Consider the following 12,191-nt stretch of genomic DNA (forward strand, 5'->3'; position numbering starts at 1 on the left):
ATATGTCATATGAACGAGAACTGGAATCCAGAAATTCCTTTAAATTTACAGCAGAATTTTAAAAAAGAAAAAGAACAGGCATTTACATTATATTTAGATTTTGTAGTAGATGCAACAGCATCTATGTACACCGTATTTCCGGCAGTATATTATTCGGCCGCCCATTTTTTAGAATGTTTATCAAAGTATGAAGTCTATCCGCAGATTGGACTTACTTTAATAAGAAATGAAGAAAACGGAGAAGAGACAGAGACGGTTTTATTTGAAGGAAGAGATGCTTTCACTTCGGATATTTCAGTTTTTTTAAAAAAGTTAAAGGGAATAAAGCTTTACGGAGGCGGTAATGATGGAAAGGAATCTGTCCATAAAGCGATCGGAAGTTCTTTACGTAAATTCCCGGTAACAGGAAGAAATAAAGCAGTGTTGGTTTTTACAGATGCCTATGGAAGTAATGATTATGAAGAATATATTCAGTATCCGGTCGGTCAGGTAATCTTTTTTTCGACAGATGAAATGAGTGAGGAAGATTTTCATTTTTGTTTTGTAAAGCCGGATGGGGAATTAGACGAAGAAGCCTCCCCAATGTTTATTAAAATTGATAAATTACTTAAGCCAATGAGTACAGAGTTTTTGGACAATATTGTAAAGCCGTTAAAAGATCTGATGAAAGGTGTATCGATTGGTGCATAACATCATTTATAAGAAAGTGAGGTGAGAGACATGGAAGAAATGGAACGTATGGAAACTGTCCCAATGGGGAGCGGAAGTAAAGAGCAATTATTTGAAAAAGGACATCCGGTCATTCGGGAATTAAAAAGAATTCCGGAAATCATTTTTGAGGAGCAGATCGCAATGCTTCCTTCTTCCGCAATCCCGGTAAAGTCTTTATTTGCAAGAAAGCAGATGGATCATTATCATGTTGACTCACTGATTTTAAAGAAGATAGCCATGCAGGTATTACACATTTTAAGACAGTTATCCGAATGTCATATTTATCCCGGAATTATTGATTTGCAGGACTTATATGTCGATATGAATAACAGTCAGTATGGGGTCGTACTCCTACATCCGGAAAAGTTTCAGCTTCTTACATTTGAGCAGGATTATGAATGGTATCCGGAAGATGAAAGAATATTTGGCGATGCCGTTTTATTTGATGAGAAGCTGCAGCAGATAGCAGATAATCGTCTGATCTACAAGATTCTTGTAGCAAGTGCAAGGGGAAATGTTAAAGTTCCGCCACTAAAAACAGAAGCAGATTATTCAGAACTTTTCTATAACATTCTTTCTGAAGAATGGAAACAGATTTTTGAAAGAAGAGAAATCTGCAGTTATGAGAAGCTGCAGCAGTTATTAGAAGACTCCATACAGATAGAAGAAGAATTTGCCAGAATGACGAAAGAAAGCTTAGATGAAAAGTCCGAGCAGAAAAAGCAGGAAAAAACAGAGAAATTCCATACTAAAAAGGAAAATGAAGGCGAAGAAGAACAGTTTGCTCTTTTTGTTATTTTAAGAACAGAATTAGACAATTCCAAAAAAATAAGCAAAATGCTTTATCTTTTACAAGATGAGCTAGAATTAGAGAACACCCTTTTAGGACATAGCTGCCAGCAGGCATTTGTCTTTGGAAATGGGGCAGTACAAGTAAAGAAGTTTCAACGATATCATAAAGATTTCCGATGTCAGTTTCCTCAAGTAATACGAGAATACTCTGCAGGAGAAGCCTTAATTATCGGGACAGATCTCCTACAGGAAAAGAAAGAAGAACTACTGCTGAAAAATAAGGGAGAAAAACAACAGTTTTACCTGTATATCCTTATGGATGGCAGAATAAAAAACGATCAGCTCTTTCAGATCGCTCTTATAAAGCTTAAGAAAGTCAGGGAAGAAGGCGTAGAACTAAAATTGAGAATGGTCGATAACATTTACTGTGAAGCCTGTCAGAAACTAAAAGATGTTGTGGAGGATACCCAAAGATGCTGCTAAATAAGTTAAAACAGTTTCATCAACAGACCATGGAACGATATCGTGACGAAGAAAACATGGAACCATGGAAGAAAGCAGTCATGGAAATTCATGAAAAAGCCACATTTCTTTTTTATTATGATGCAACACTAGAGCAAAACAGCAGAACAGCAACCCTTCGAATCCAGGGAACCCTCGTGAAAGGGGAACTCCCCGTAGGAAGTGTACTTCACTTTTATACAGGAGAAGGCAGACATGTGGGAAGTGGCACGATATTAAGTGAACCCGAAGAAAAAGAACAGGGAAGAAAGGGTCTGCTAAAAAGACGAAGAAACGAATTCGAAATAAAGATAGATACCTATCTTGGGAAAGAAACGATAAAGATGAATGAGACAGAAAAAAAGAAAATGCTGAAGCATTTTGAAAAAATATCGTTAATAACAAATCCTGATTTGTAGATTTCGTATAGACGAAAAAAGGAAAAATAATACATCCCATCTGCTCTGTAGTCGCTGTATTTAAGATGCTCATCCGCATCTTAAACACGCTCCGAAGCCGCATCTTGGATGTATTATTTTTCCTTTTTTCTGTCTATTCTAAATCTACAGTTGGGCAATCCACTTGTTTTTTAACTAAGTTGTAGGATGAGGTTAGACAGCCGATATAATAGAACTTCTTGCTGAATTGCGAGGAAACTATGGTAAAGAAATCTTAATACAATTCAGCAACATCCAACAATTTGAATGTCAGTCCTTTAAAAATTAATTTCCCGGAATGTCATAATATTCTGGGGAATCCCATTGTTTTTTGTCAGAAGATTAAATACAATTTAGTCATATACAACAATTTGAATGTCTTGAATGTCAATCCTTTAGAATTTAATTCCATGGAGAGTCATAACTTTCTGGAGAATTTCCATTTTTGTCAACTGTGGATTTAGAGTAGTCAGAAAAAAGAAAAACTACCATATCTCAGATGCGGCTTGGGAGCGTGTTTAAGATGCGGATGAGCATTTTAAACACAGCGACTACAGAGCAGATGGGATATGGTAGTTTTTCTTTTTTCGTCTATACCAAATCCACAAATCAGTATTGGCGTTATCGGAAGAGTGAAAGTAATTCGTTGATATCTTTTCCTTCGCTATTTTGTGCGAGTGTCATGAGCTGTTTTAATTTTTCATTCTGTTTGCCTTCAGAACCATTCATAAGTGAATTTAAGAGGAAGAACAGAGAAGGATCGGAGAATGGATTTTGCTCTGTAGAGGGTGACGTATCTGCTGCTGATGTGGCAGGTGCGGATGATTGCACAAGCTCAGGATGTTCAGAGAGTATTTGATTATATTTTTCATAGAATCTTGAAAAGTTCAGAATTTGCAGGATGTTATCAATTTGATGGGCTTTTTCTTCGGAGACGGAATTACGGACAGAACGAAGTATAGATGCAATATCCTGAGCGTTATTTTCAAAGCCGCATGCGCTTAGTCGTTCGCTGTCATCAAATCCTTCCATGATTTTCTGCATTTCAGATATTTTGAGACAGAGAGCTAAAAATTTTCCAAGATTGGCATTACAGTGAGGAATGATATTTTCTAAAATAGTAAGATTATCATCGTTAATAAGACGGGAGAGTGGGGATGGGGAATCATTTAAATTTTGCATGGAAACCTCCTTTGAATTCGAATAGAAAGATTCAGATAGAAAGATTTTGAGAATATATAGGAAAACTACCTGAAACATTTTCATATAATATAATGATGTCAGGGTCAAAAGGTCAAAACACCGTTCGTGCTTGCACGATAAGGTGTTTGACTTTGGGACCCGCGAAATATGAGAAAGTAGCGATTTACGTAGTAAATCAGCGGATTTCGAATGTTTCAGAATTACGGGAGTAGCGTTAGCTACGGAGTAATTCGTGACATCATTAATATGCAGGTAGATTTATCTGTAATTATTTCATTTTATGAGGGGAGAGATAGGATTATGAATGAAAATCTTATTGTAGAAGATAATACGATTTATGAGATAGATCCGGAATGTCTTAAGAAAAAACGAGAGCGGGAGGCAAGAAAAAAGAGTGAAGAAAAATTAAAGAATGATGCAGAATACCGGAAGAATCAGCGATAAAATAAGTAATAGAGAAAGATAAGAAATAAGAAATAAAAAAGGCATTATACCAGCAAAAACAGTGCAGGTACAATGCCTTTTCTGTTAGTTACAGTTTAGTAAATTAGTAAAGAATCAGCAGCCGCAGCCACATCCACAGCCGTTGCCGAAAGTACCGATACCACAGCCATTGCCACAGCAGCAGAGAATGAGAATGAGCCAGATTAAATTATCATTACCACATCCGCATCCACAGTCGTTGCCGTTATTACAGCATAAAAGGATTAAAAGAAGCCAGAAGCAGTTATTAAAACCACCATCGTTACCACAGTTACATCCACATCCGGAAGAACAGGAATTCTGGCAGTTTGTAGCAGCTAAATCACTCATGGGATTTCCCCCTGTTTTTTGATTACAGTTTATAGTATGCATGATAAAAAGAATGTTGCTTTCAAGTTGGAAAAATTTCCGTAAACAGAAAAAATACAGGAGAATTTTTAGGAAAAGCGAAAAAACAGAAGGATTGGTATGTAAATATTTCATAAAAAATGGAATTAAAAAATGTTTTTCTTGTTTTTTTTGAAAAAAATGAAAAAATGGCTTGTTTTTTATTCAAAAATAGCATACAATTACCACTGGTATAAAAAAGAAGTAAAGAAAAGCGGTTAAAACTTTGTTTTTAGTTGCTTTGGAAATATATTAGTGTTTACACTAGATAAATTTTGGGAGGTAAAGAAGTGAAACCATACAGAGAATTAAGCAAAGAAGAATTACTGGCATTACAGGAAGAATTACAGGCAGAATATGATGCAGAAAAAGCGAAAGGTCTGAAGCTGGATATTTCAAGAGGTAAACCAGGAAAAGAACAGCTTGATTTATCTATGCCGATGATGGATGTTTTAAACGGAGAGACTGTTCTTAATGCAGAGAATGGAACGGATGTAAGAAATTATGGCGTGTTAGACGGTATTCCGGAAGCAAAAGAACTTATGGCAGGAATGGTAGGAGCGAAACCTTCTCAGATGATCGTACTTGGTAACTCCAGTCTTAATATTATGTATGACTGTGTGGCTCGTGCAGAACTTTTTGGAATTATGGGAAGTACTCCTTGGTCACAGCTTGATAAAGTAAAGTTTTTATGTCCGGTACCAGGATATGACAGACATTTCGGTGTGACAGAGCAGTTTGGTATTGAGATGATCAATGTACCTATGACAGAAGATGGTCCGGATATGGATGTCGTTGAGGATTATGTGAATAATGATCCTTCTGTGAAGGGAATCTGGTGTGTGCCAATGTTCTCTAATCCAGGTGGCGTTGTTTATTCTGATGAGACAGTAAAAAGATTTGCGAATTTAAAACCAGCCGCAAAGGATTTCCGTATTTTCTGGGATAATGCATATGGTATTCATTATCTGTATGACAGACCGGAAAGTGAGCAGCCACATATTTTAAATATTTTAGAAGAATGTGAGAAGGCTGGCAATCCGGATATGGTATATGAATTCTGCTCAACATCAAAGATTACCTTCCCGGGAGCAGGTGTGGCAGCAATGGCCTCTTCTGAAGCGAATGTCGCTGATACCAAAGCCAAATTACAATGGCAGACAATCGGACCAGATAAGATTAATCAGTTACGTCATGTAAGATATTTTAAAGATATTAACGGAATGAAAGAATATATGAAGAAACATGCCGAGATCATTCGTCCAAAGTTTGAGGCAGTATTAGAGACATTAGAAAAAAAACTTGGTGAGTTAGAAATCGCATCCTGGAGCAAACCGGTTGGCGGATACTTCATTTCCTTTAATGCCCAGAAGGGATGTGCCAAGGCAATCGTAGCTAAATGTAAAGAGGCAGGTCTTGTACTTACAGGTGCGGGTGCAGCATATCCATATGGTAATGATCCGGAAGATTCTAATATCCGAATCGCTCCTACCTTACCTTCTACAGAAGAGTTATCAATCGCGACAGCATTATTTGTAACATGTACAAAGCTTGTAACGGTAGAGAAGCTTCTTGCAGAGATGTAATGTCGGATGAATTCAAGGATGTCAGGTATCCAGTTTTCAGTCTGCTTTTGAATTGTGGTTTATTTTAGCAGAACGATTATGATAAAATAATAACAGATATATTAAAAAGAGAGAAAATTCACCAGTTAACATCAAAACTGGGAGTTTCCTCTCTCTTTTTGTCATTAAAAAAAGGGTAGATTTTTGTACAAAATGAAAAACATAGCAAAAAAGTTGTACAAAATTGGATACATATATTCTCATAAGCTATTGTTTGTGATATAGTTAACACAATAAATTTAAGGGTAATTATGACTTTAACAAACTAGGGAGGTATCTATGAGAGGAGTAGAAACAAGAATTCAGGAAATCAGACATGCTGTATTTACTGAAGTAGCTAAAATGGCTTATGAAGAGGGACCTGTTGATAAAAAGATTGAGGCGCTGCCTTATAAAATCATACCTGGTGAAACCGGTAATTTCAGAAATGACGTTTTTCTTGAAAGGGCAATCGTAGGAGAACGACTCCGAATGGCAATGGGTCTGCCATACAGAGGAGCAGCAGAACCAGCACCGGTATCTGATGGAATTATGGAGGCAGATAAGCCAGAAGGCTACTATACTCCACCACTTATTAACGTAATTAAGTTCGCATGTAATGCATGTGAGGAAAAGAAAGTACATGTAACAGATGGATGTCAGGGATGTCTGGCACATCCTTGTATGGAAGTATGTCCAAAGAAGGCAATCTCTCTTGATCGCGTAACCGGTAAGTCCATCATTGATCAGGATGCCTGTATCAAATGTGGACGTTGTGCTACTGTATGTTCCTATAATGCGATTATTGTTCAGGAACGCCCATGTGCAAAAGCATGTGGTATGAATGCTATCACATCTGATGAGAACGGAAAAGCAACGATTGATTATGATAAATGTGTATCCTGCGGAATGTGCCTTGTAAACTGTCCATTTGGTGCAATTTCTGATAAGTCCCAGATTTATCAGGTAATCAAGGCAATCCAGTCCGGTGAAAAGGTATATGCTGCAGTAGCACCTGCATTCGTAGGACAGTTTGGACCAAAGGTAACACCGGAAAAGCTTCGTGCAGCCATGAAAGAACTCGGATTTGCCGATGTACTTGAGGTAGCGATCGGAGCGGACTTATGTGCGAAACAGGAAGCAGAAGACTTCTTAAAAGAAGTACCGGAAGAACTTCCATTTATGGCAACATCTTGTTGTCCGGCATGGTCCGTAATGGCTAAGAAGCTCTTCCCAGAGTATGCAAACTGTGTATCCATGGCATTAACACCAATGACATTAACAGCAAGATTAATTAAAAATCACACACCAGATGCCAAAGTCGTATTTATTGGACCTTGTGCAGCGAAGAAGCTTGAAGCGATGAGAAGAACCGTTCGAAGTGAAGTAGACTTCGTACTTACCTTCGAGGAAATGAGTGGAATTTTCGCAGCAAAAGACTTAGATCTTGAAGCAATGCATGAAGACGTAGACGGTGTTAACGATGTATCCGCAGACGGAAGAAACTTTGCCGTATCTGGTGGAGTAGCACAGGCTGTAGTTGATGTAATCAAGAAAGAATATCCAGATAAAGAAATCAAGGTAGCTAACGCAGAAGGTTTAGAGGAATGTCGTAAGCTTATGATGATGGCATCCAAAGGCAAATATAATGGCTATCTGTTAGAAGGTATGGCATGTCCAGGTGGTTGTGTAGCCGGAGCTGGAACAATGCAGCCAATTAAGAAGTCTCAGGGAGCTGTAAAGATTTATGCTACAAAAGCAAATCATAAAGTAGCTACTGAAACAGAATATGTAAAAGAATTAGATAAATTAGTAGATTAAACCTGATTAGTAGATTTCGTGTAGACGAAAAAAGAAAAAATACCATATCCCACCTGCTCTGTAGTCGCTGTGTATAAGATGCTTGTCCGCATCTTATACACGCTCCGAAGCCGCATCTGGGATATGGTATTTTTTCTTTTTTCTGACTGTTCTAAATCCACAGTTGGCAAAAATGGAAATTCTCCTTTGCCTGTCCTTTCTATTCCCTCCCAAAAATCTTCCAACAAGTTTCACGAACTACCAACAAACAGAACCCAGGTCTGTTTTCGTTAATTTGCCAAAAGTTTGTTGAAAAAGTTAATAAAAACTGGCACTATTGTCATAAAAAACCGCTGTTTAAGTATGAAAAATAACGTATTTTGCAATAAAATACGATAACGATAAATATTAAAAAGAAAAGAGGAAAATTAAATGGAAAGGATACAGTTGTAGTTGATCCGGCAGTTGCGCCAACAGAAACAACACCGGGTAAGACAGAAGGAGAACACTGTTCTGCATGTAATACGGTATTAGTAGCACAGAAGGTAATCCCGGCAACAGGAAAACAGCTTTCTGGAAATGATAAGCCAAGTACTGGAAATACAACACCACAACCACAGCAACCAACACAGCCTGCTAAAGTAACAGATAAGAAATCCAAAGCAGTATATAAAGTAAATGGTAATAAGACAGTTGAATATAATAAAGCAAATAAAAAAGCGAAGAAAGCAACGGTTCCATCAACGATTACTGTAAATGGAGTGAAGTATCAGGTAACATCCATTGCAGCTAAAGCATTTGCCAACAACAAGAAGTTAACAAAGATTGTCATCCCGGCAAGTGTAAGAAGCATTGGAAAACAGGCATTCAGTGGATGCAAGAATCTTAAGAGTATTACGATTAAGACAACGTATCTTACAAAGAAATCCATAGGTGCGAAAGCATTTAAAGGAATTCATGCAAAAGCAACGATTAAAGTACCAAAGAAACAGAAGAAAGCATATCAGAAGTTCTTAAAAACAAAAGGAATTGGAAAAGGTGTGAAAATTAAATAAATGCTACAAATCAGTGGAAAGTGTAAGAATGCCCCGGCATTCCTGTTGATTTGCAGGATTTAGAGTACAAAGGAAAACGATATATCCAGGATGCTCCTTCAAAGAGTGTTAAAATGCAGGTGAGTATTTTAAACACAGCAAGGATAGAGCAGATGGGGTATATCGTTTTCCTTTTTTCTATACTAAAGGCTATACCTTAAAATCCATTCTTAATAATTATTAAGTAGCCAGGGAATGTTTTTGTTATGTATAATAAAAATGTGAACATTCTTTTAATTTATGATAATGTTTGATGATTTTTCAGAGTAATTGTGATATTATATAAAAAAGTTTCAAGCGACTATTTTAAAGCTTTGATAGGCTTTTTATAAAGAATGTACTGTTGGAGTCTTCACTGTATGTATATACCTTTGTGATTGATTTTTTGTTGGTTGCACCCATATTTTATCAATGAACGCACTGTGTATGCCTCAAAAACTTGGGTACGTCTAATAAAAATCTTCTCACAGATTAAGTACAAAAAGATTCCGAGAGCACATAAGAGTATTAAGGAGGTAAGTATGTTTCGGAAGAAGAATGGGCAGGAGTTTATGGATGAGCTGAACGTGGATTCATCTGTGAATGATAAAGAAGAGAAAAAAGGATTTTTCCACAAGAGGAAGAAGAAAGATATTAATCTGTATGAAGATGATATGGGATATATCGATGAGGACAGTGATTTTTCAGAAGAAGAATATGATAAAGAATTAGATGAGTTACAGGAAGATGAGAAGCCAGAAAAAAGGAAGAGAAGATTTTGGCATCGGAAGAAAGAAGATACACTGGAAGAAGAAAATCAGACAGAAGAATTAGCAGAGGAACATCATGATGAAGAAGGTTTTCTCAGTGATGAGGATGCGATTATTCTGCAGGAGCCGGAAAAGAAGAAGTTTTCTAAGAAGAAGCTGGCGCTCATCTGTGGTACGGCAGCAGTCATAGTGATAGCTGTTGTTTTTTTTGTTATTCGGAATATGGGTGGTACAAGCGAAGGAAAGGCGTATGTAGAATCTGTTCGTGAGATTACAGGACTTGGAACGGCTGCCGGGGCGAATAATCGTTATACAGGAACGGTTGATGCAGAGAGTTCATGGAAGATTAATTTACAGTCGGATATGTCTGTAGAGAAGCGTTATGTGAATGTTGGCGATCAGGTGAAAAAGGGAGATAAGCTGTTTAAATATAATACTCAGGAATTAAAGCTTTCAAAAGAAAAGAAAGAGCTGGAACAAGAGACTTTACAGAATGAGATTAATCAGTTGACAAAAGATATCAGTTCCTATCAGTCTGATTTGAAGTCTGCGAGTGCTACGGAGAAGATTCAGCTTCAGACGCAGATTTTAACAGCACAGACTACGATTAAGAAAGATCAGTATACGATCAAGACGAATAAAGAGACGATCAAGACATTAGAGAAGAATATTAAAGATGCTACAGTAAAGAGTAAGATGAATGGTCTTGTAAAGACGATAAACAGTTCTCTGGAAAGCAGTTCTTCCTCAGGTGATGACAGTTCAGATGATGGTTCAGATTCCGGAGATGGAAGTTCAGATGATTCTACATATATGACAATTCTTGCAGTAGGTAACTACCGTATTAAAGGAAAGGTCAGTGAAACGAATGTTAACAGCCTGAATGAAGGGGATCCGGTTATTGTACGTTCAAGAGTAGATGATTCCCAGACCTGGAAAGGAACGATCAGCAGTATCAAGACAGATGCTACTGCAGATGATTCTACCGAGAGCAGCGATGAGATGGCTTATGATGATTCTTCAGATGGCAGTACAGGAGAGACTGCATCGAAATATAATTTCTATGTGAAGCTCGATGATGATAATGGCTTAATGATGGGACAGCATGTTCTTGTTGAACAAGATAACGGCCAGGATGAGAAGAAGGACGGTATGTGGCTGCCGGCTGCCTATATTAAGAAGAGTAACGGTAGGTATTATGTATGGCTGGATTCTCATAATAAGCTGAAGCTTCAGGAGATTACAGTTGGTGAGTATGATGAGAATCTTGATGAGTACGAAGTGAAGAGTGGACTCAAGACAACAGATTATATTGCATGTGATGACAGTACATTAAAAGAAGGTATGCGGGTTACAAGAGTTGCTCCGGAAGATAGTACTTCTGACTATGGAGAAGAACAGACAAGCGATGATGCCGAAACATTTGGAGCAGATGATTATGATTCCTATGAAGAAGATACTTCTGATTATGGAGAAGATACGTATGACAGTGGTTATGATGAAAGTATAGATGACGGCACAGATGCAGGGGATGATAGTTTCGATACAGGAAGTGACAGTTCAGATGCTGTTGATGATGGAACAAGTGACAGTGATGTTGCAGACTTTGGAGAATAGAGATTCTTAATCAGAAAGGACATACAGCATATGCTTTTAGAACTAAAACATATTTATAAAAATTATTTGCAGGATAAGATTGTCATACCAGTTCTTAAAGATGTGAATATCTCTATTGATGAGGGAGAATATGTGGCAATCATGGGCCCTTCCGGATCAGGAAAGACAACGTTGATGAATATCATAGGGTGTCTGGATCGGCCGACGAAGGGAGAATTTCTTTTAGAAGGGGAGTCTATTGTAGATTATAATGAAAATCGTCTCTCGGATCTTCGATTAAACACTTTGGGATTCGTATTCCAGAGTTTTAATCTTCTTCCGAAGCAGACCGCTCTTGATAACGTAGCACTTCCTTTAAGTTATGCAGGAATACCGGTGAAGAAAAGAAAAGAGATTGCTTTTCAGGCATTGAAAAGAGTTGGACTGGCGGATAGAGTACATTTCCGTCCAAGTCAGCTTTCTGGTGGACAGCAGCAGCGTGTGGCGATAGCCAGAGCACTTGTGAATAATCCTAAGATTATTCTTGCTGATGAGCCTACCGGAGCTTTAGACAGCCGTTCCGGTATTCAGGTAATGAATCTGTTTCAGCAGTTAAATGAAGAAGGTGTTACGATTATTATGATTACGCATGATGCGAATATTGCCAATCATGCGAAAAAAGTACTTCATATTTTTGATGGAGAGATTGTAGAAGATAAAGAAAGAAAAGAGAAAGAAAAACAACAGTCCGAAGTGCAGAGTGAGGCAGCAGAAAGTGTTTCATCAGAATTAGAAAAAGATTTCGGAGTGAATGCATGGGAAGGAGAGATCTGA

The 12,191-nt window shown here is 37.7% G+C and carries 11 protein-coding genes; 9 read left to right on the top strand and 2 right to left on the bottom strand.

Annotated elements, in window-relative coordinates:
- The first annotated feature begins 9 nt into the window (after positions 1-9).
- From EHLA_RS03495 to EHLA_RS03505, 3 genes are read left to right on the top strand one after another with little or no spacing between them, the layout of a single operon-like run.
- Positions 10-690, top strand: a complete 681-nt coding sequence (locus tag EHLA_RS03495; RefSeq protein WP_096239328.1) for a hypothetical protein — start codon at positions 10-12, stop codon at positions 688-690.
- Positions 691-720: 30 nt separating this feature from the next.
- Positions 721-1,986 (top strand): hypothetical protein, encoded by a 1,266-nt coding sequence (locus EHLA_RS03500; RefSeq protein ID WP_096239329.1) that lies wholly within the window; start codon positions 721-723, stop codon positions 1,984-1,986.
- Positions 1,977-2,423: a hypothetical protein gene (locus EHLA_RS03505; RefSeq protein WP_021908213.1), complete on the top strand. Its 447-nt coding sequence runs from the start codon at positions 1,977-1,979 to the stop codon at positions 2,421-2,423. Before EHLA_RS03500 ends, EHLA_RS03505 begins: the two co-directional genes overlap by 10 nt.
- 639 nt (positions 2,424-3,062) lie before the next feature.
- On the opposite strand, the gene EHLA_RS03510 is transcribed toward EHLA_RS03505, so the two are convergent.
- Positions 3,063-3,623, bottom strand: coding sequence for a hypothetical protein (locus tag EHLA_RS03510; RefSeq protein WP_096239330.1), 561 nt, complete (start codon positions 3,621-3,623; stop codon positions 3,063-3,065).
- A gap of 321 nt (positions 3,624-3,944) precedes the next feature.
- Here EHLA_RS03510 and EHLA_RS16400 point away from each other — a divergent pair, with 321 nt between their 5' ends.
- Positions 3,945-4,088, top strand: a complete 144-nt coding sequence (locus EHLA_RS16400; RefSeq protein ID WP_167513814.1) for a hypothetical protein — start codon at positions 3,945-3,947, stop codon at positions 4,086-4,088.
- 114 nt (positions 4,089-4,202) lie between these two features.
- On the opposite strand, the gene EHLA_RS03515 is transcribed toward EHLA_RS16400, so the two are convergent.
- Positions 4,203-4,457, bottom strand: a complete 255-nt coding sequence (locus tag EHLA_RS03515) for a chorion class high-cysteine HCB protein 13 (protein ID WP_096239331.1) — start codon at positions 4,455-4,457, stop codon at positions 4,203-4,205.
- A gap of 347 nt (positions 4,458-4,804) precedes the next feature.
- Here EHLA_RS03515 and EHLA_RS03520 point away from each other — a divergent pair, with 347 nt between their 5' ends.
- From EHLA_RS03520 to EHLA_RS03545, 5 genes are all read left to right on the top strand, one after another.
- Positions 4,805-6,100 carry an aminotransferase gene (locus EHLA_RS03520; RefSeq protein ID WP_096239332.1) on the top strand — a complete coding sequence of 432 codons (1,296 nt, stop codon included), beginning with the start codon at positions 4,805-4,807 and terminating at the stop codon, positions 6,098-6,100.
- 318 nt (positions 6,101-6,418) lie between these two features.
- Positions 6,419-7,939 carry a 4Fe-4S dicluster domain-containing protein gene (locus tag EHLA_RS03525; RefSeq protein ID WP_021908208.1) on the top strand — a complete coding sequence of 507 codons (1,521 nt, stop codon included), beginning with the start codon at positions 6,419-6,421 and terminating at the stop codon, positions 7,937-7,939.
- A gap of 740 nt (positions 7,940-8,679) precedes the next feature.
- Positions 8,680-8,973, top strand: a complete 294-nt coding sequence (locus EHLA_RS16200; RefSeq protein ID WP_157908543.1) for a leucine-rich repeat protein — start codon at positions 8,680-8,682, stop codon at positions 8,971-8,973.
- Between the two features lie 560 nt (positions 8,974-9,533).
- Entirely contained in the window at positions 9,534-11,378 is a 1,845-nt protein-coding gene (locus tag EHLA_RS03540) for an efflux RND transporter periplasmic adaptor subunit (protein WP_096239335.1), read from the top strand.
- 30 nt (positions 11,379-11,408) lie between these two features.
- Complete coding sequence (locus EHLA_RS03545; RefSeq protein ID WP_096239336.1) at positions 11,409-12,191, top strand: ABC transporter ATP-binding protein; 783 nt, start codon at positions 11,409-11,411, stop codon at positions 12,189-12,191.

It is taken from the genome of Anaerobutyricum hallii, assembly GCF_900209925.1.
Taxonomy (GTDB): Bacteria; Bacillota; Clostridia; order Lachnospirales; family Lachnospiraceae; genus Anaerobutyricum; species Anaerobutyricum soehngenii.